Origin of the sequence: Paenibacillus segetis (assembly GCF_014639155.1) — a bacterium.
GTDB lineage: Bacteria > Bacillota > Bacilli > Paenibacillales > Paenibacillaceae > Fontibacillus > Fontibacillus segetis.
The window spans coordinates 1,347,653-1,366,299 of the sequence record NZ_BMFT01000001.1 but is presented as its reverse complement, the minus strand read 5'-3'; the positions used below and the strand labels follow the sequence as shown (position 1 = coordinate 1,366,299).

Here is an 18,647-nt window from a genome sequence, read left to right as displayed (position 1 = left end):
TACATTCATCTTCATCTGTCAGTTTCAAAAAGATATTTTAAACGATGTTGAAGCAATTTATCTGATTTATAGATTGGTAGATCATAAACATAAGATTTAAACTCTTCATAATAGTTTGACAAATTCCATTGGTGTTCAATTTCCTTTAATAAATTATTTATAAGGTGACACCAGTCCCACTGTGAATCCGATATTTTATTTGATGGAATTGGGAAGAAAAAATCAGAAGCAGATATTCTTTTTAGTAATAAGGTTCTTAGCGACTTATCATCTTTTATATAGTGCAACGAATCATTCAAATGCTTTAAAAATGACTTGTTATATGTTTCTTTTTTTAATTCAATATCTATTTGATTAAGCAAACCTGTAAAGTATTTTGATTTAATAATTTCATTAATTTGATTAATTAGTGTCATTATTCGTTCGTTGCCAGCAAACCTATGATATTTAACAACCTTATGCTCATATAAACTTTTTGTTGTATCTATCTTAAATAAATTACTATTTTCAAGTAACTTTACGATCTCATCATTACTAATTTCAAAATCAATACACAAAACTTCACACCATTCGAATGCATTGGATAATTTGTTAATAATATATTCAATGTCTTCTTCACCGGTTAAGTATGTTATTTGTTCTCTAGTATTTTTAATAATAGCAAGTATCTCAGGCTCAGATGAAAAAAAATTATGCGGCTCTTCTTTATAATTATTAATGGAAGTAATTAAACTCACTAATTCACTTTTAGTAAATGAGCCCGTTTCATACCAACTTTTTATGTGAGGAAATAAACTTTTACTCATGAGATTATCCATTGAACTTTTTAATATATATCGATAGAGGTATTCAACAATTCCACTTTCTCCAGCGGAATGAAAAGCCTTTCTCATAGTAGCATCTTTTTCATTAGGGTCACTTATTATCAATTTCATTTCACTGTTATGCTCGACTACAAAAAAAACGGAGGCAAAGCACATTCGATAAAGATCAGCTCTTGTGAACAGATCACTAAAAATATCTTCCCCAAGAGTTTGTATCACTTCTTTTATAAATAGGCTTGTTTTTTCAAATGTTCTTAAATTACTAAATTTGAAGTCTTCAGTGAAAATCTCTATGACTTCCCAAACTGATTCACCCAATATTTGCATTGGTGCTTCATCGGCAAATTTCTCTATTTTATAGGTGCGATCTATTGCTTTTTCTTGATACTTTTCAAAAGTGCCCTTATCTTTTTCTTCGAACTGGTCAGAGGCAGCTACAAGAACAATCTTTATTTTTTCTATTTTAGAAAGACTATCAACAACGCCAAATACCTCCTTAATATCAAGTTCCTCATGCCTTCTCTCTAAATCATCAAATACAATTATAAGCGTCTCTTTTCTATGTAATTCCTTATTAAGAGTTATGTGTATATTCTCTATTAATGGTATTGATAGAGACACACCAAAATAAGAAATATCAAAAGTATTCATTTTTTCTCTGAATACACTAATGTATTTTTTTATTTTTCCTCTTGGTGCACTTTCAATAATACTAAAATATATTTCCTGAATTATACTATTAACATCCCTTTTTCCAAATAAAGATATGTAACAAGTATTTGAGTGACTTTTTATAAAATCAGAAACATATTTTGTCTTACCAATTCCCCAATTACCTTTAATTAGAATCTTTTGATAACTAGAATCTATAAATTGATTAAGGATTCCTAGTACTTCATTTGCTTTCACACGTTACACCTCCAATTTAGGAAATAAAATAAAATGATGCTTAACTATTAACATAATACTATAACTTATTTACAAGTTTTACTAATATAATTCTCAATCTTTTTGAGCTACCAAAAGGGAATTTTTTTAAAAATATACCGGCCAACTAAGACTTTATTTCAGTATCTTAGTTAACCGGTGCAAAAACAGACTACTTCTCAATACTCCGCATCATCCTGCTCAAAGAATCCCATGAGCTTCAAACTGTTGGCCATGCTCTCAATCCCATCGTCAATCTTCCTCCGGATCGTACTGTCACTCATGCTGCGTCGGAAGAACAGCAATGTCTCCTTGGGTGAATACCCCTGGATATACCTATATTCATTTGCTCGTTTTTCATCGACGTCTTGAATCAATGCCCACGCCCTTCGAAGTTGGTCTGTGTAAAACTTATATTGCTGATACACCCAGCGCTGCTTCTCAATTAGAATTGTTGCATTCGCTGTCTTATCTGCATGAAGGTCATCCTGATCAATTCGGCGAGCTACTTCGCCATCGATGGCCACTTGCCTTAAATCTTCCTCAAACTGTTCGAAGTCCCTCATCAATGAAATCATATTTGTATATTTACCGAGTAGGAACTTTGTACGCTGAATCTCCTGCTTATTTGCTGTTGGAAAGAGTTCCCCTTGTCCCCATACCATCGCCATTCCCCTCATTCCCCTTTATGTTATAATCGAATGAGAGTGAAGGAAACATTTACCGATTGCCCCCCGCGCCCGGCCAGGTTAAGGGGGGCTTTAATACTGCTATTTTCGTACTACGCACAAAAAGCACAGCTCAACCTCACTTAAAATGCTAATCTTCATAAATAGAAACATATTTTGGGAAAGGTCGCATCAATATGAAAAAATACTTTTTAGAAACTACTCGATTAGGTTTTTCACATTGGGAAAATAACGATATAGATTTAGCGATTTCCCTTTGGGGTGAACCTGAAGTAACTAGATTTATTTCTTCAAATGGTTTGTATTCAAACGAGCAGATTAAAAGTCGATTGAATACAGAAATTCAAACTAATGAGCTATTTCTGGTTCAGTACTGGCCTATTTTCGAGCTTAAAACAAACGATTTTATTGGTTGTTGTGGCCTGCATCCATACGAAATTGAAAAAAAAATTTATGAAATAGGATTTCATCTTAAAAGTAATTATTGGGGTAGTGGCTATGCTTCCGAAGCCGCAAATGCTGTAATCCAATTTGCCTTCGAAACATTGGATGCCAACAATTTATTTGCTGGTCATAACCCCTTAAACAGGGCTTCTAAAAATTTGCTAATTAAATTAGGGTTCAATTATTCGCATGACGAATTTTACGAGCCAACCGGTTTGAACCATCCTTCTTACTTTTATAAGTAATTCAATATTGCTGCACTATTTGTGTCTTACTCGCCATATAGTGTTATTTGTTATCCCTATAAGGGTTAATAGCTCAATCTTCCATCATTTCTAGGGCGTATTCATATTGCTCTTGCGTAATCTCTATGTTGACGGGTTCATAGTGTTCGCATACTGTTTCAAAGTCCATAGTCATAAACGGTTCATGTCCCCATTTTTCAGCGAGAGCTCGTTTCAGTTCAGCATGACATTTTCTGTGCTCTTCGAAATCCTCAATAGTCGGAATAGCTAAATCCTTGCGGACGATCACATAGGCGTTCTGGATATCATCCAACGTAACATCTAAATTCTCGTCTTCCCAATCCCCAACATCTGCATTCGCCGACAGATACCTTTTGGAATTCGTCTTATTTTTCAATACCATAACAGGGATATTGTTCATTCCTTATCACCTTCTACTAAAGGCTCTTTCAAAAATGGAAGTGTAAAATACAGCCAGTCTTGCCAATCCCAAGCTGTTATACCAAATTGCGGACCTTCGTCTATTGCTTCATTTACACTTTTTAGCTGTTGTTGCAATCTAGTTATCTGTTTATCCCTTACATCTTCATAGCCCACAATCTGAATTTCCCTCGGCCCGGATCCTTTTTTAATGAATCCCTTCCTCACCAATTGCTCCACAATCTTAAAAGCTGTTGAAGAAGAACTGAGCTTTAAATAATCTGGAGTCTCCCTTATCGTTGGAGGATACCCATTGTTGGCCACATATGATTTAATGAACTCCAATGCCTCTGATTGGCGATGGGTTAGCGGTTTATTGTTCATTTCATCACTCCTTTCTTAAGGAACTATTTTCCTTATTATTCGTATTTATTAGCAAAGGAGTTGATTATTAATGGGATTCTTTTTGTTTCTGTTCATTCTTCTCGCTTTACTAAATATCTTTTTTCCGCGAATCGGTTGGTATATGAGATATGGTTGGACGATTAAAGGTGACGTCGAACCGAGTGACGCTTACCTGCTTATGACAAGAATTAGCAGTATATTAATGCTTATTGTGCTGTTCATTTTCTGGTCTAACTTTTTTTAATTCATACTCAAAATAAAGTCAGTTGCTCTGTTTCTGGATCTCTTGGTATAGCTTCTCTATCCCAAGTGGCAGGTGGCCCTGGATAACTTCTAAAGGACGTGCTTTGATCGACGTCTTTCACTTATCTTGCTATAAATGTCCGCCATGATTATGCCGGTCTTGGTTAGCTCAGCATCATTATGGAGCAAACCCTTTTTATTCAAGACTGAAAGTTGACTCTGCTTGATCATAATTAAATTATCCAGACCGATATTGCGTTTGTTCTGATCTACAAAAAGAATTACATGCCCTTTTGGGATTGGACCATGCTTTTCTTCCCACACGACCTTGTGTTTATGCCTCCACCGCTTATGCCACGGTCCCTCATCCGACACTTTGATTAGCGTATAGCCATCACGATCGATTCTCTCACTGCCTACATGTTTGTAATTCAAAGGACGCTGTCCTTGCTTAAATGAAGTACTGTTGCCTCCGACATTGTACAATCCCTTTGTCCCTTTGTTTGCTGGGGAGTCCCCTTTCCGGAAGCGACAATTTACTCCGCTGACCAAACCGTGATTTTTTTTAAAAGTATTCATTTGCCTGGCTGTAATCTGCAGACTAAATTTTTCGTTCACGAGTTCAGCAAGTTCTTGATTAAGGCAACCACCAACATTTTTCTTGATGAAGTCTTTTTGTGCTTTAGTAAATAACCCTTCATCACCAGTCATTCGTCTCCTTGGAACGTCACTTTTTATCTTGTGATTAGCCTTAAAGCTTTTAATCTGGGCTACTGTAACTTCGATACCGAATTTGGCAAAAAACAACTCGGTAATTTCTGAATTATACTTACCCCAAGCGTTCTCCAGGATAAATTCTTTTTGTTCAGGCGTGTATCGAATCATCAGATGCCACCTTCAAGCATTTTAGGAATCTTTGTATCAGCGTTCATCCGATCATCCGCAAGCCTTCTTGCTTCCAGCACAAGTGAACCGTTCGCTATAATCTGTGAGGCAACGCTTGTTACGGCCTTCGCTCTGTTGATTTCGTCGGCCAGCTTTTCACCATTCAGTTCCTCTTCACTCAGTCGCTCTAGTTGAGCAAAAAGGTGATTGTTCAAGTCTCCCAAAGTGTTCCTCATACTTTCACCCGCACCTCCAAATAAGATCATATGTTTGGTTAGAGAGCCAAAGATGGCCCTCCTAGATTCATTTACCTAGGTATTGATTAAGCAGCTCCGTTATCCTTCATAAGCTTTTTAACTTGATCCTTGTATTTCTTAAATTTTGTGTTCAGTTGACTACTTGGAATCCCTAACTCTTTTGACAACCCTAGCCAAGTTGCACCATCTCGACGCTTTTCAACAAAGCTTGGAAAGTCCAGATCAACATCTGGGAAGCTTGGACGCTTCTGCAGGATAAACTCTTCGAGTTGCTCCTTGCTAATGTCAACATCATCGCCGGTACCTTCGCCAGTATCAGAATTATCATTATCGAGAGGATTTGATCCCTCTTCATCAGTAAAACTCATTTCCTGATCTCCAGCACCTTCGCGCATCCAATCAGGAATATCCTCACCAATGTCAGAGCCGTCTTGTTGATCCTCAGGATTTAGTACATCTACGTTTCCGTCCGTACTGTCTTCGGATGATTCGCTTTCAACTTTGTCGGCAGAATCCTGGTTATCCTCAACTCTCTGTCCCGATTCCTGATCAAACAATTTAGCCTGATTCTCGTCTTCTTCCTTTTCTTCGACCTTGGTCACTACACCAGAAGAATCGGCGGTCGTCCAACGTCCAGTATGTTTCTGATACATTGGATCATTTTCCTTGTCCTCGTCGAAATCAAACGATGCCTGCGGATCTCCAAGGTAAACATGAAGCTTTTCGCCTTGACTCTGGCTGAGAAAAACAAGGTGCTTTTGTGCCTCTTTCAATGGGATTTGCAGTTTCACTTCTACGCTTGTTTCCTTGATACTGATGCCTTTTGCAACCTCAGCTGTAAATCTAGCAAAATCTTTCCCCATATCTTTCACTTTCCCCTCTATGAAATTTAAGATAATTCCTTGATTTTGATCTCTATACGTGGACGAGCACTATATCTCTTCCTAGCAAACACGTCCACTACCTGACTATCATCCTTCCAAATCACACCTTTGAGCGCGTCCTTCACCCCTTTGAGATAGTTGTCCGTATCAGGTTTTGATGTTGGGAGGATTTCACCTCGCTCAGCTGCGGACGCCTTTTTCGGATACTTACTCAAATATTTTGGCATTGATCGGTAAACGGTAAGTGCCATCCCTATTGGCCCCTCAATTAAGGCAGCCGGTGCATGCTCTACAGCAGCCAGTCGAACATAGTCCTTATAGTCACGAGACTTCGCTGGATCATACAACTTAACGAATCCGCCCTGTGTAGACGCTCTTGGCCTTCCCTGAGCTACCGGCTCCCCGTACACGGTGAACTGAATCATTCCGTCTCCCCTCCCCTTTCATGAACTTTGCAGGAAGCATGTGCAAATCCAATACATATACCTCCCCGACAAGTATGCCGTCGTCATCATGAATTAGTTCCCACGGAGTATCTTGAAAGAACGGATCGATGAGCTCCTCATTTCGCAATTTTGCCGCCCCCAATCGTAATGGTGAGCTCAAATTCCTTCATACCCTCTTTGATCTCAGACAGCGGCATGCCGGGAAACCTATCCAACAACTCCGGCATGTCTGGACATCGTCCGGTCCACATGTACTTATGCCGCATGTACTCATAAACGCTCCACTTGCTCCAAGCTCCGCTCATGCTCCCCACCGGAGTCTTCGCACCTGACCTTTCTCCTTACTCACAATGACCATCAACTGTCCATCATCTCGTTCAACAAACCAACTATTAGGCTTTAACTTCTGCCGGCTTATCTCTGACTTCTGCTTCCTTGTCGGTTTCTTTAATTGCTTCATCCCCGTTCCTCCTCATCAAGCCCACTGGCGCTTATTGATATTGGTAACCTTCTTCTGCTGTGATGGCTGCTGTGGCCCCGAATCTATATGAGCTCGTTCATAGTTCGTAAACTTGTTGAACTGCTTAAGGAACACTAACTCTACTGTTCCAACTGGACCATTCCGTTGCTTGGCGATGATAATCTCGATGATGTTCTTCTTTTCAGTCTCTTTGTCGTAATAGTCGTCTCTGTACAAGAACGCAACGATATCAGCATCCTGCTCAATCGATCCTGATTCCCGTAGGTCCGACATCATCGGACGCTTGTCCTGACGTTGCTCGACGCCCCGACTGAGCTGAGATAAAGCGATAACAGGCACGTCCAGTTCCCTGGCCAAATGCTTCAGCGTCCGAGAAATCTCGGAAACCTCTTGCTGCCGGTTCTCTGACCCACGGCCCCGACCTGCACTTGCGATCAGTTGAAGATAATCAATTACGACCAGCCCCAGCCCTTCTTGCTTTTTCAATCTCCGGCACTTGGATCGGATGTCATGGACCGTAATTCCAGGGGAATCGTCAATCATGATATTTGATGCACCCAGGACACCGGCAGCACTCGCCATCTTAGTCCAGTCGTCCTCACCCATATCTCCGACTCGTAGCCGACTTGCCTCTAAATTGCCCTCTGCACTAACCATACGTGTAACGAGCTGAGGAGCTGACATCTCTAGGCTGAATATAGCAACCGGATCCGGACTTAAAGTAGCTACGTTCTGAGCGATATTAAGAGCGAAGGCCGTCTTACCCACGGATGGCCGGGCCGCAACGATAATCAAATCACTTTTTTGTAGCCCCGCTGTGATACCATCCAAGTCGGTGAAACCTGTTCGAAGACCTGTAACCTTGCCTGTTTTAAATGCCTCTGACTTAGTCTCCGTCGTCTCAATTACCTCGACGACAACGTCCTTGATCCGCTTAAAATCCTGCTTTGGAGCAACTCGGTCAGCCAATGTCGTTGCTGTCTGCTGCGCTGTAGCAACCAGGCGTTGAATGTCCTCTCCCGCTCCCGCTGCCTGAATGCTGGCCATACTTGAACGGATATACTCCCGAACCATCCATTTGCTTTGTACTGACGCAACATAAGTCTCCATATTGGCCGTCGTTGGCACTGCATGCGCTAGTTTAGACAGGTAGCTCACACCGCCAATATCCTCGAGCTCCCCACGATCCTGTAGCCGAGATGTCAGTGTTACCAGATCCACCGGTTGTCCCTCGTCAACAAGCTCTATGATTCGGCTAAAAATGATCTTATGCCCGGTGTGGTAAAAAGCCTCGGGGACCAGTGCCTCGGTATATTCCAATACTTCCGGCTCAATCAGAATCGCTCCAATGACGGAGCATTCCGCAGGCAAATCATGCGGCATATCCGGTAGCATCCCATCAAGAACGACCGAGTTTTGCATATATAGCCTCCTTCCAACCTGGAGGTGGAGGACAAGCTTCGGCTCGGGCTCGTTCCCGTTCAGCGAAGTATTCGGCGGTAGCGTCCTTCATCCGGTCGCGCTCAATTTGTTCACCCAGGCTTCCACGGATCTCGGCAATGTTCGGTGGAAATTTGCTCGTCCGGATGTGCCCGTCTACATTCTCTTGTGCAACCTCCTTAGGAAAATCCCAAAGGTATTTATGATCCTCTTTCACTCGCTCAAGCGAAGCGTCAAAAGCCGGATAGTATTTCTTGATGTGCCGATAAAGTTCAGCTATATCAACGACTTCCACGTTTTCGTTCCTCCTCGATGAAGCGGTCTAGTTCCTCAATTTGCGCTTGTTGTTTATTCCGATAACCTCGTTGTGGAAGAGGACTAAGGGCGACTGGAACGTGCGGCACCGCACCAGTTATAGATTCATCCACCTGCATTCTATTCCACTCGTCAAGGCAGCGAGGGATGCAAAAGGCCATGCTATTGATTTTGTCCCAAGCGTGTTTAGGCTTGTACTCTGCAAATGATTTATCAATGCTTTGTTTTACAATCTCCAGCGGAATACCGGTAGCAACCAGTTCCTTAATCTTGCCGAGGTCAGTTGGCGAAACATTAAATCCTTGTCCTCGTTTCATACAAAAATGCTGTTCAACTTCCAAGGCAAGTTTCAAAATAGTTTCTGGATCAGTAACAACAGCAACAACATTGTTTATCTCTGTAATATCTTTATTAGATCGGCAGTTTTCTTCCGGGAGATCGGAACTTTCCTGCCGATCTCTATCATTCAGATCGGAAGAATGTTGCCGATCTCCTTCATTAGAGCGGAAGTTTTCTTCCGACCTGTTTCTGAACTTTTTGGAGTTTCGAACCGTGAAAATCAATCCGTAAGGTGCTCTGGTGACTCGTATGTAGTGATTATCTTCGAGCGTTTTAATCCACGATCGGATCGTACGATCTGAAACTCCAAACTCTTCTTCTAAATCACTAATTTTGATAGGCTTGTTCCCAAGGACGACACCCCAGACAATTCCGTCCTTTTCGACTTCCTTCGTCGTAGAGCTGATGCACCAAAGGAACAGCCAAATCGCTGAACCTATTTTTTTGTAATGTCTATGTTCTAACAAACCGGAGTACATCGGAAAAGGGTAACTGCCTTCGGGCATTAGCTTCATCCCCTAAACTTGCTTTCTATCGTCTCTCAAATACACAATCGGATACTTAACTCTTACAACCGTACATCCAGGATACGTGAGGGCAAAATATGCCCTGGTCTCCCGTTTGAATTCTTCCGGATCCGTCTTCATCAGCTTCCAGATCCGGTCACCCATCATGCTTTGCAACAATGGCTTACCTATCATCGATCTGTCACGTAGACCATCTTCCCAGTCGTCTCCTGAATCTCTCGTTTGAATCTATCAGCGTCACTGTTACCGTCAGATAGATGCAGCAACCAAATCTCTTGTACAGCTCGGATATCATTGGCCCGTATAAAGCCTTTAACATGTTCAAGTCCAAAGTGAGAACGAAGCAGTCGCTTCTTTTGCGCTGGATGCAGTTGTCCTGCTACCACCCTTTGATTCACGATATCTATTGAATAATTGCACTCAACCATGATGTGAGTTAGGCCAGCAAATCGGTACCGGCAGTAGTAGGTGTCTGTCAAAAACACAAGCCTATCTCCTGCTGTGTTAGCCAGGACAAATCCTAGAGGTTCGGCGGCATCGTGCTCGATCTCAAAAGGTTTAATAGTCCATGTACCTATCTCAAATTGCTGGTGCGCTTTGATAGGCTTAAGGCGATGCCCCACAAGCCCGAGTGCGTCCGCAGTGCCTTGGCTAGTGTAAATAGAGATACCAGCTCTCATAACGTCCTTAGCTGCCTTACTATGATCACCATGCTCGTGGCTAATCAAGCACCCGGCAATCTCAGACATTCGGAAGTTCAAAGCCCTCTGTAGGGACTTAAAGGGGAATCCGGCTTCTAACAGGATGGCGGTATGCCCATCACTTATGCGATAGGCATTACCGGCACTGCTTGATCCAAGACAAGCAATATCAATCACCAGCTATCCGGCTCCCCTCCACCTGCAGGAGGAATGTCATCAGGGTTTATTTCAAAATTCATTTCACCTTGGTTTGCAGCCTGATCTTTCTTGTTCTCAGGTTCTGTCCCTTCTGGCGGAGTGATGTCGATAATCTCCCCATTGGCATTTGTTCTAATCTCCTGCGCGACCTCTGCCTCCGCAAAGTCGCTCTCCATTTGCTTCAAACGTAGGTAATCATCATCGATCTTCTGACTATCAATCGTAATATCGCTATGTGCTGCCCGGTAAACGGTCTTCCAGCACATTTTTTCGTACCACCCTTCAACTTGCTCAGTGCCATCCTTGACATTCTTTTTGCTTTTATCGTCCCATTTCCACTTGTCCTTCTCACCACCCCAAAATTCAGGACTAGCGTGATCCGGCTTACGCTTCTCAATATCCTTTTTTGTCATCATGACCAATCTATTTTTTTCAGGATTTTGAGAATAGGAGTGGAAATAGAATCCACCAATAATCTCTCCACGATCAAAGGCATTAACAATATCAAACTCATAACCTTCGTATTTATGGGTAACATCCTTCTTAATTGGCTTGAATTTATCAGTGGAATACACAAGTTCAACTGTCACATGATCTGGCACATCCAAACCATATTTCACTGACTTAAGCTCAATCCCACGATAACCTTCAATAAAACCAATATCATACTTGTTGGTGTTGTTGTTTTTAAACGGAATCAGATTAATATGATTGGGTTGTGATGGATCAAAGCCAATTCGTGCATAAGCAACAACATCCCGAGCAAGCTTGTCCATATTGACGTTGGTCCATGTAACAGGTAGGGCATCACGGTACTTCTCGGACTTTTTAAGACGTTTCTCCTCAGTAGTCTTCAGCACCGAATCCAAGGCAATGAAGTAATTCTGAGCAAGTCTCTTTTGAAAATTAGTAAGAGCGACTTCCCCTACGCTTGATCCAAATTCTGAAATGACCTTCGTCATAAAGCGTTCGGATTGTGTAGGTTCTTTCTTTGCTAACTCCGCTGGAGCAGTTTGATTTTGCGTTGTCAATTACATCGCCTCCTGCATGCTGTTGTTTTGTGTTACAACCCGAAGCTTTTTATCTTGCTCAGACACTACTAGGCGAATGACCTGAGCATCCGTATCGATTAGCTTGGTGACGGCCTCGGCGTTGTCGATAAAGATAGGAGCACTAAAGCCGTAATACTCGGATAGGGTATTAATAATATCCAACCCGACAATATATTGAGCTGCACGATTAAGTCCGCCATCGTAAGGTACACCATTGAACAGTGTGTCGCAGACCTCTTTCAAGCCACCGTTGATCTGCTCCTCGAACAGCCGGAATCGTGCGTACTTAAACTTTGAATTGATCTTGGAGTCTAGTAGAGCGACCTTAGAGCGAGTGAACTCTTCTGTTAGGAACAATTCTTCCTGTAGGCGTTCATACTCTGCTGCCAAAGTACGTTCTTGCTGTTCTAGCTCCACAATACGTTGCTCTGTCTTAAGCACTTGAGCAAACTTGGCCATGTTCTCGTCTAACGAGCGCAATTCAGCCTGCAGGTTATAAATATCGCTTTGAACACGAGTAATCTCGTCTTTCGCTGAAGCACTAAGCTGAGTTAATTCATTCTGGACAACATCCTTCTCTGTCATCAAGCGTTGATACTCTGGATCTGATCTGGGGTCCTGAATTCCAGACCGTAATTCTGTAAGCTCAACTTCAGCTGCTGTCAGATCAGTCTTAACTATTGCTAATTTATCGCTCAGTTGATTGATCTCATCAAGCAAGCGACTGTTATCTTGCTCCAATCTCCGCGCTTCGTCTTTAGCAGCTTTACCTTCAGCACTAATTTTTTCTAGCAACATAGCCTTTTTACGATTGAAATCAGCCACTGCTTTATCGTTTGCTTCTTGAATTTGTTCTGCAGGAAGCATTCGACCACATGTTGGGCAGTTTTCATCGTGTTCGTGACCTTGAAATTCCTGTTTATTGACTGAATTCCATTCATTTTTAAGACGATCAGCTTCCTGGTTACGAGATTCAATAGTTCGTTCGTTTTGCTGAATACGGTAATTTGCATCATCAACTTTACGACGCATTGAATCGTAATCAGATTGAAGTTCGGCCACTTCATTACGTTTAACAGCAATCTTGTCTAAGGCAGCTGATTGAAGCCTGTTTTGTATAGCAAGTAGTTCGCCCTCGATTTCTCGAATTCGCTTCTCTTTAACTGCTGACTCGCCACCATTTCTGATACGAAGCAGTTCCTCTTCCTTTGTTTTAATCTGAGAGCGAATAGAATCAATATCATCCTGAAGTAGTTCTTTATCCAATTCTGCTATATCTGGCTGACTACGTTGTGCTTCGCTAATTCGGACCGGAATATCCTTAATTTCCTCATTGATACCCTTACACCGAGCAGCTACTACCTTGCGATGACTCTCGACATCACGGTCGCCTAAGATAGCAGGCAACCGGCTAAGCGATGGATTAGAATGAATAACCTCGACATCTGTAATGTCGCCACAGATTTCAAGCAGAACCTTGCGCCGTTCTTCTTTCTTGAGCTGGTCATTGAAAAAGGATGGGCTGGTCAGGAGCCTGAATAGATCCTCTTTAATCAAGGAGTCGACCTGCGCGCTGTACTCACCAGCCTTCACTGGTACGCCGTCAATAAAGTAATCAGTGACATGTCCCTCGAAAGAATCAGTAGCAGAACCGCGCTTCTTAGTCCACTTTTCTGAGTAAACCCGGCGAAATGTCCGACGGCGGCCATTAACCAAGAGATCCGCTTCAATCTCATGTTCCAACTTGTGCCGAAGCACCTTGCCCGCTGAGTCCAGTTCCTTGATTTCAAATTTCTGCTCCGAACGATTGGCGCTATCCTTGCCGAACAGCAACCAGGTAAAACCGTCAAACAATGTTGTCTTGCCGCTGCCATTATCACCGAAGGCATCCGCATTACCACCATTCGTAGATAAAGTGAATTCCCTGAATCCTTTGAAATTACGGAGCGTCAGGCGCTCCAAAATGATTTTTTTCAAGCGATTTCCTCCTTAATGTAATGATTCATTTCTTCATTCATGATTAACTGTTGATCCGGAGTTTCTGGATAACGAATTCGGTCCAGGTGATTCCGTAGAGCGAATTCGATTTCTGCTAGGTGTTCGTTTGCTGCAAATAGTTGAATTGTACCGAAGCCGCCTCGAAGACAAAGTGCTGTAGAGCAATACTTTGTTTCAGGTAATACCTCCACCTCAATGTTCTCGGAACTTACATCTACCGAATAAGCTGTACCCATCCTATTCACTCCCCCTTGTGTAGTGAGCCCCCAATCTGCTATAGTGGGGGCAAGATAATTTCTTAAGTGCTTTATGAGACCCGCTGCAACGGGTCTTTTTCATTGTCATCAACCGCAATTACTTGCCAGTCAACAATGACCGGAGCGTTTTCAATACTTGCTATCAGCTCCCCATCTTCGTCTAACACATGAAACTCCGAATGAACACACTCTTCGAATTCAGTTCCTACTTGCTTAATCTCGATTACTACACGACCGTTAAGCTCAGTCCCAACTTCAAACACCCGTGTCTGATTGCCGACAATCGTCAGTTTTTGAATGACTTGCATGGCTTCTCCTCCTCTCAGATTCTGAGAGTGAAGCGGCTGCCTCTATCAACCCCTCCACTCAACATTTGAAGTAAATCTTTTAGGCTACGCCGTTCTCACACCTTTCTAATGGATTAATGCATCAGCTGCATCTCTCGACGCCGAACAGGAGTAAGGTTAGAATACTGTCCGACGCCGGGAGACAAAGCAGAAGCTCTGTCTATTTGATTAAATTCCTGCAGCAGCCGCCATTTCTCGAATAGCAGCTTTGCTTACCAGTTTCCCTTTGAAAGAGATGAGATCAGTATCTTCACCAGTAAACACACACCCAGGTTGATACTTACGTAAAATGATTTGCTCTCCATCTGTAAAAATTTCAATTGGATCTTTCTCTCCGATCCCTAATGTGCGTCGTAACTCCATAGGGATAACCAGGCGTCCTAATTCATCCACTTTTCTAACAATTCCAGTTGATTTCATATAAATAGCTCCTTTTATAATTAAATTGATATAATTAGCTTTAGTATTATTAAGCTGTTTCTCTCTTGCCCTTGCGGAGTTCAACACGTACAATAGACACAAAGAGATACTTTAATCGGGTTCTCAACGATGTCCGTCCTAGCCGACGGGCATTTTCCTTTTGTGCTTCAAACGTTGTATGAAGCTTGTCCATCCCCTTTAGATCAGCCATCACCTGATTCATCTTGCCATCCACAATCATTTCCGGATTACGTAGGATCAATTTCATGTTATGTTTGGCGTTCCTAGCAACAAACCGCGCTTCTGCTTCCAGTTGCTTGATATCCATTCCTCTTACCTCATTTCATATATTTTTTGAGTTTCATCTCAGTCGCATGTTCACGAAACATTCCAGAGAACGAAAATCCGTATTCCCGACAAAGTATGACGATATTATGCATAAGTGCTGTAACAGCTTCGATTTGTTCCATGATCGACACTTGAATCTGTTGACGCTCTTTTTGGGTTAGTTGATCCGGTCGTTTTGTAATCGGTATTACTTGAAGTGCCGCTTCCGCCTCTTCCATTTCCTCGATAGTTTTCAATGTTGTACTAGATTTATGTAAGTCAGCGAGGTTTAACCAAGGAACAAACGCACCTCCAGTGGCCTCTGCAGCTGCAGCCAAGAAAAGTTGTCCATCATCGTAATGTTCAGTTGCTGCCCTTATTACCTCTTTGGAAGGCTTCCTAGTTCCATTAACGATCTTTCCAATTAACGTAGCATCCACATGGGCTACTGCACCTGCTTTGCCTCGTGTATCCCCTGTCCGCTTAAGTACTTCTTCAAGCGCTGGTCCAAATTGTCCGATTGCCATTTAATAAAAGCCTCCTTTGTCCGTTTTAGTTGATGAATACGGACAAGGGTCTGATGTATGATTTAGTTGTAAGTAATACCTCCCCTTTATCCCCTCATCCGCCGGTGGCCGGTACAGCTCCGGCGGTTTTCTTCTACCCTTTTTAGCTCCAATCTTAAATCCTTCAACAATCGTTTATGTTCCAATTGAGACAATGACTCAGGATTAACAGCGTACTTCGGAAGAGATATATCTAGTGCAATTTCTAAATTCATATCCTTTAGCATTACTCGAGTTATGGCTGCTGAAATACATGCGGACCTAGAAGTCTGTCGGATCCATCGAAATCTCATTTCAGGCTCCTTCCTGGAGCTCATCTTCATTAGAACAGTCATCCTTCTTTGCTAGCGGAGCTTCTTTTAAAATTTGCAATGCCTTGACCATTCTCTCCTTGTCCGGTTCGTATTCAGGTTGATAAGTTATACCTGAAGGATTAGTCGTATGAGCATCATCCACCTATCCCACCTCCTTTTGTTTTGATGTTACAGACTGCTCAATATGCAACGTTTTGTTGCCATACTCTTCAAAAAAAATTATCCAATCAAACTTCAATATAAAAGCAATACGTTTTGCAAGATCAACACTAGGATTTCTAATTCCTGATTCAATCATTCCATAATACTGCCGACTAACATCAACTTCTGTTGCTATATCATCATGTGTCTTATTCGCATTCGTTCTAATTTCAATCAACCAAGTTCTAGGCATGTTCACCACCTCCATATGCAACATTTCGTTTCCTCATATCAATCATTATACGCAACATTATGTTTCTGTCAATAATTAATTGCAACTTTTTGTTTCCAATGTTTCAGGCAACAATTAGTTGCGTTATACTTGTGATAAATGCGAGGTGATATATAAAGTGCTCGACTTAGATCGATTAGCTACATTAAGACTTAAAAAAAAACTTACACATCAAAATATGGCAGATAAATTAGGAATAACACGACAAGGTTACGGGAACTACGAATCCGGTAAGCGTGATGTAGATACACAGACATTAACAAAAATAGCAAAAATTCTTGAGACAAATTCAGACTATTTACTTGGACAAATTAATGACCCTTCCCCAGATAAAAGTAATTTGAACTCTACAGAACTGGATGCATTTGAAACCTTCATCAGTAACCCTGAGCATGGCTTATTTTTCAAAGACTATCTAAATGCACCAGAAGAACGACGTGAAGAAATGCGTCAGATTTTTAAGATCTTACAAGAGAAGGAAAAAGGACGTAAGCCCGGGGACCCACAGGGGGAATAAAGCAAATACCTCAGCCGATGGGGGCAATGAAAGTGAAAGTGATTTATTTTTATGAAGAGTTTTAAGATTACTGCATTAGTTATTATCATCATATCAATCATTACAGCTTGTGGAAGTAGCGATGGCAAGTTAAGTAGTCAAGGTAATGATTCAATTAGTGCAACGAAACAACAAAAATTAGAAGAGGAAAATGAAAAGTTAAGAAATCAATTAGCCGAAAAAACTGCTGTGGAGAAAAAGGAAAAAGAAGCAAAAAAGGCTGAAGAACAAGCTAAACTACAAGAAGCTTCTAAGAAAACTAGAACAGCTGAAATGATGAAAATGTTAGTACCTTATTTGGATGAAGATAAAGTTCTTAATGAAAAAACTTATAACTATATAGTAGATCATTACGAACTTTTCCCTGCTCTAACTACCGATTCAAAGATTGCTGCTAAAGCTGAAGTTGACGATAATATTACGGCGCGCCACCTATTTAAAAATATCACACCTTATTTAGATAAAATGGTAATGATTAGTGGATATGTTCTGCGAATTAAGGAAGCAGAAACCGCAATGGGAACTGTAGCTGACATACAGGTGATAGATGAAAACACCAATTCAATTTATGGTATATATATGAATTCAACCGGAGATATTCTTGATGGTGATTTTGTGACTATGATAGGTGTACCTACAGGATTATCCTCAATGAAAAATCTCGGTGGAGGAACTACAAGCTTTGTAATATTAACAGTTTCAACAATAACTAAATGAATAATATCCTTTTTCTAAATCTGAGCCAGAAATGGCTTTTCTTTTCACCCTAAAATCGAACATACATTCTGTAAAGGAAGGTGTTTTCCATGATCAGAATTGGAGTCTTTAACGGATCCGATCGTGATTTAAAATTAGAACCTATGATTATTAAAGCTTCAGGAACTGAACCATCACCTGAGGTCATCGCCTACTATGCTTCGCAACCGAAAGAAGTAGAAAAAAGAACTGACGATGAAAAGAAATCATAATTTATTAATTCAAGCCGAATACGGCTTTTCTTTTCGCTACAAAATAGAACATACATTCCCGTAATGGAGGCTATCATCATGTTTATACACTATCAAATGACTAATCTGGAACAATTTTTAGAGGATATCTATAAGCAAAACAATATTACCTCTCCCCATCAAATCTCTATAGACGAGATTTCCCATCGTTTAAATGTCTGGGTTCACAAAGCGGAGGTAAGAAGTCGAGCAGTAGAATCCACAGCCGGTATGCACAGCATGTTCCTTGATAGCCGAATAACACCGGAAGAGCAACACTTTGAATTTCTTCACGAGCTTTGTCACCTTCTTCGACACACAGGCAATCAAACAATCATGCCTGAGTCATTTACACAAGCTCAAGAGGATGAGGCCGAACGGTTCATCCTATACGCCGCTGTCCCCTTCTCAATGTTTTCACAATTGCCTATTCCAGGCTATCACAGCGAAGCCGTGGCTTACTTATCAGAAATCTTTCGGGTTCCTTTTGAGTTTGCCGAGCGCCGCCTTGATCAGATCATCCGGCGAGAGTTTCAAGGTATCCTTATGGACGCAGTGAACCAGGCAGATATGACTGAGGAACGGAAACCTCAATGGACCGCAGAGACACATCGAATTCTTGATAAATTAGATCGTCAGCTCGTGGCCAACGGAATGCCAAGTTATGAAGATAAAGGCCTTTTACGACCTTGATATAAATCATACATTCTCAGCATGGGGA

General features: G+C 41.5%; 31 protein-coding genes. 6 read left to right on the top strand and 25 right to left on the bottom strand.

Going from position 1 to position 18,647, the window contains the following annotated elements; genetic code table 11:
- Positions 1–11: 11 nt before the first annotated feature.
- Positions 12–1,733 carry a P-loop NTPase fold protein gene (locus IEW05_RS06195; RefSeq protein WP_188536833.1) on the bottom strand — a complete coding sequence of 574 codons (1,722 nt, stop codon included), beginning with the start codon at positions 1,731–1,733 and terminating at the stop codon, positions 12–14.
- A 197-nt stretch (positions 1,734–1,930) separates the two neighbouring features.
- A complete protein-coding gene (locus IEW05_RS06190; RefSeq protein WP_188536832.1) occupies positions 1,931–2,422 on the bottom strand; it encodes a hypothetical protein in 492 nt (163 codons plus the stop codon).
- Between the two features lie 194 nt (positions 2,423–2,616).
- On the opposite strand from IEW05_RS06190, the gene IEW05_RS06185 reads away from it, so the two are divergent.
- Complete coding sequence (locus IEW05_RS06185) at positions 2,617–3,129, top strand: GNAT family N-acetyltransferase (RefSeq protein ID WP_188536830.1); 513 nt, start codon at positions 2,617–2,619, stop codon at positions 3,127–3,129.
- Between the two features lie 73 nt (positions 3,130–3,202).
- Here IEW05_RS06185 and IEW05_RS06180 read toward each other — a convergent pair whose 3' ends face one another.
- Both IEW05_RS06180 and IEW05_RS06175 read right to left on the bottom strand, forming a co-directional pair.
- Positions 3,203–3,550 carry a hypothetical protein gene (locus IEW05_RS06180; protein ID WP_188536828.1) on the bottom strand — a complete coding sequence of 116 codons (348 nt, stop codon included), beginning with the start codon at positions 3,548–3,550 and terminating at the stop codon, positions 3,203–3,205.
- On the bottom strand, positions 3,547–3,933 hold the full coding sequence (locus IEW05_RS06175; protein WP_188536826.1) for a LexA family protein: 387 nt from the start codon (positions 3,931–3,933) through the stop codon (positions 3,547–3,549). The genes IEW05_RS06180 and IEW05_RS06175 overlap by 4 nt, the downstream gene beginning before the upstream one ends.
- Before the next feature lie 70 nt (positions 3,934–4,003).
- Between IEW05_RS06175 and IEW05_RS06170 the strand changes: the two genes are divergently transcribed.
- Positions 4,004–4,198: a DUF6199 family natural product biosynthesis protein gene (locus tag IEW05_RS06170; protein ID WP_188536824.1), complete on the top strand. Its 195-nt coding sequence runs from the start codon at positions 4,004–4,006 to the stop codon at positions 4,196–4,198.
- An 89-nt stretch (positions 4,199–4,287) separates the two neighbouring features.
- Here IEW05_RS06170 and IEW05_RS06165 read toward each other — a convergent pair whose 3' ends face one another.
- The 21 genes from IEW05_RS06165 to IEW05_RS06065 all read right to left on the bottom strand — a co-directional run bounded on the left by IEW05_RS06165 (position 4,288) and on the right by IEW05_RS06065 (position 16,345).
- Positions 4,288–5,082 (bottom strand): HNH endonuclease signature motif containing protein, encoded by a 795-nt coding sequence (locus IEW05_RS06165; RefSeq protein WP_188536822.1) that lies wholly within the window; start codon positions 5,080–5,082, stop codon positions 4,288–4,290.
- Positions 5,082–5,318 (bottom strand): hypothetical protein, encoded by a 237-nt coding sequence (locus tag IEW05_RS06160; RefSeq protein WP_188536820.1) that lies wholly within the window; start codon positions 5,316–5,318, stop codon positions 5,082–5,084. Before IEW05_RS06160 ends, IEW05_RS06165 begins: the two co-directional genes overlap by 1 nt.
- Before the next feature lie 86 nt (positions 5,319–5,404).
- The gene (locus IEW05_RS06155; RefSeq protein ID WP_188536817.1) at positions 5,405–6,202 is read right to left on the bottom strand and encodes a hypothetical protein; all 798 of its coding nucleotides are present in this window, start codon (positions 6,200–6,202) and stop codon (positions 5,405–5,407) included.
- Positions 6,203–6,228: 26 nt separating this feature from the next.
- Positions 6,229–6,648, bottom strand: coding sequence for a RusA family crossover junction endodeoxyribonuclease (locus IEW05_RS06150; protein WP_188536815.1), 420 nt, complete (start codon positions 6,646–6,648; stop codon positions 6,229–6,231).
- A 137-nt stretch (positions 6,649–6,785) separates the two neighbouring features.
- Positions 6,786–6,974: a hypothetical protein gene (locus IEW05_RS06145; RefSeq protein ID WP_188536814.1), complete on the bottom strand. Its 189-nt coding sequence runs from the start codon at positions 6,972–6,974 to the stop codon at positions 6,786–6,788.
- The gene (locus tag IEW05_RS06140) at positions 6,971–7,129 is read right to left on the bottom strand and encodes a DUF6906 family protein (protein ID WP_188536812.1); all 159 of its coding nucleotides are present in this window, start codon (positions 7,127–7,129) and stop codon (positions 6,971–6,973) included. The genes IEW05_RS06145 and IEW05_RS06140 overlap by 4 nt, the downstream gene beginning before the upstream one ends.
- 15 nt (positions 7,130–7,144) lie before the next feature.
- Positions 7,145–8,572: a replicative DNA helicase gene (gene dnaB / locus IEW05_RS06135; RefSeq protein WP_188536810.1), complete on the bottom strand. Its 1,428-nt coding sequence runs from the start codon at positions 8,570–8,572 to the stop codon at positions 7,145–7,147.
- Positions 8,550–8,885, bottom strand: a complete 336-nt coding sequence (locus IEW05_RS06130) for a replicative helicase loader/inhibitor (protein WP_188536808.1) — start codon at positions 8,883–8,885, stop codon at positions 8,550–8,552. The genes dnaB and IEW05_RS06130 overlap by 23 nt, the downstream gene beginning before the upstream one ends.
- Positions 8,872–9,750, bottom strand: a complete 879-nt coding sequence (locus IEW05_RS06125; RefSeq protein WP_188536806.1) for an HTH domain-containing protein — start codon at positions 9,748–9,750, stop codon at positions 8,872–8,874. The genes IEW05_RS06130 and IEW05_RS06125 overlap by 14 nt, the downstream gene beginning before the upstream one ends.
- A 12-nt stretch (positions 9,751–9,762) precedes the next feature.
- On the bottom strand, positions 9,763–9,945 hold the full coding sequence (locus tag IEW05_RS06120; protein ID WP_188536804.1) for a hypothetical protein: 183 nt from the start codon (positions 9,943–9,945) through the stop codon (positions 9,763–9,765).
- On the bottom strand, positions 9,942–10,649 hold the full coding sequence (locus tag IEW05_RS06115) for an MBL fold metallo-hydrolase (protein ID WP_188536802.1): 708 nt from the start codon (positions 10,647–10,649) through the stop codon (positions 9,942–9,944). The genes IEW05_RS06120 and IEW05_RS06115 overlap by 4 nt, the downstream gene beginning before the upstream one ends.
- Positions 10,646–11,701 carry a recombinase RecT gene (locus IEW05_RS06110; RefSeq protein WP_229753277.1) on the bottom strand — a complete coding sequence of 352 codons (1,056 nt, stop codon included), beginning with the start codon at positions 11,699–11,701 and terminating at the stop codon, positions 10,646–10,648. The genes IEW05_RS06115 and IEW05_RS06110 overlap by 4 nt, the downstream gene beginning before the upstream one ends.
- Positions 11,702–13,699 carry an AAA family ATPase gene (locus tag IEW05_RS06105; protein WP_188536800.1) on the bottom strand — a complete coding sequence of 666 codons (1,998 nt, stop codon included), beginning with the start codon at positions 13,697–13,699 and terminating at the stop codon, positions 11,702–11,704.
- Positions 13,696–13,956 (bottom strand): hypothetical protein, encoded by a 261-nt coding sequence (locus IEW05_RS06100; RefSeq protein ID WP_188536798.1) that lies wholly within the window; start codon positions 13,954–13,956, stop codon positions 13,696–13,698. Before IEW05_RS06100 ends, IEW05_RS06105 begins: the two co-directional genes overlap by 4 nt.
- A 71-nt stretch (positions 13,957–14,027) precedes the next feature.
- Positions 14,028–14,285 carry a hypothetical protein gene (locus tag IEW05_RS06095; RefSeq protein ID WP_188536796.1) on the bottom strand — a complete coding sequence of 86 codons (258 nt, stop codon included), beginning with the start codon at positions 14,283–14,285 and terminating at the stop codon, positions 14,028–14,030.
- A 207-nt stretch (positions 14,286–14,492) separates the two neighbouring features.
- On the bottom strand, positions 14,493–14,744 hold the full coding sequence (locus IEW05_RS06090; protein WP_188536794.1) for an AbrB/MazE/SpoVT family DNA-binding domain-containing protein: 252 nt from the start codon (positions 14,742–14,744) through the stop codon (positions 14,493–14,495).
- 49 nt (positions 14,745–14,793) lie between these two features.
- On the bottom strand, positions 14,794–15,072 hold the full coding sequence (locus tag IEW05_RS06085) for a hypothetical protein (RefSeq protein WP_188536791.1): 279 nt from the start codon (positions 15,070–15,072) through the stop codon (positions 14,794–14,796).
- A 10-nt stretch (positions 15,073–15,082) separates the two neighbouring features.
- A complete protein-coding gene (locus tag IEW05_RS06080) occupies positions 15,083–15,598 on the bottom strand; it encodes an XRE family transcriptional regulator (RefSeq protein ID WP_188536789.1) in 516 nt (171 codons plus the stop codon).
- 86 nt (positions 15,599–15,684) lie between these two features.
- Positions 15,685–15,930, bottom strand: a complete 246-nt coding sequence (locus IEW05_RS06075) for a hypothetical protein (RefSeq protein WP_188536787.1) — start codon at positions 15,928–15,930, stop codon at positions 15,685–15,687.
- Position 15,931: 1 nt separating this feature from the next.
- Positions 15,932–16,093, bottom strand: coding sequence for a hypothetical protein (locus IEW05_RS06070; protein WP_188536785.1), 162 nt, complete (start codon positions 16,091–16,093; stop codon positions 15,932–15,934).
- Positions 16,094–16,345, bottom strand: coding sequence for a helix-turn-helix transcriptional regulator (locus IEW05_RS06065; protein ID WP_188536783.1), 252 nt, complete (start codon positions 16,343–16,345; stop codon positions 16,094–16,096).
- Positions 16,346–16,502: 157 nt separating this feature from the next.
- Here IEW05_RS06065 and IEW05_RS06060 point away from each other — a divergent pair, with 157 nt between their 5' ends.
- The 4 genes from IEW05_RS06060 to IEW05_RS06045 all read left to right on the top strand — a co-directional run bounded on the left by IEW05_RS06060 (position 16,503) and on the right by IEW05_RS06045 (position 18,619).
- Positions 16,503–16,901 carry a helix-turn-helix domain-containing protein gene (locus IEW05_RS06060; protein ID WP_188536781.1) on the top strand — a complete coding sequence of 133 codons (399 nt, stop codon included), beginning with the start codon at positions 16,503–16,505 and terminating at the stop codon, positions 16,899–16,901.
- Between the two features lie 51 nt (positions 16,902–16,952).
- Positions 16,953–17,657, top strand: a complete 705-nt coding sequence (locus IEW05_RS06055) for a hypothetical protein (RefSeq protein WP_188536779.1) — start codon at positions 16,953–16,955, stop codon at positions 17,655–17,657.
- A gap of 89 nt (positions 17,658–17,746) precedes the next feature.
- Positions 17,747–17,908, top strand: coding sequence for a hypothetical protein (locus IEW05_RS06050; RefSeq protein WP_188536777.1), 162 nt, complete (start codon positions 17,747–17,749; stop codon positions 17,906–17,908).
- 78 nt (positions 17,909–17,986) lie between these two features.
- Positions 17,987–18,619, top strand: coding sequence for an ImmA/IrrE family metallo-endopeptidase (locus tag IEW05_RS06045; protein WP_188536775.1), 633 nt, complete (start codon positions 17,987–17,989; stop codon positions 18,617–18,619).
- The last annotated feature ends 28 nt before the right edge of the window (positions 18,620–18,647 follow it).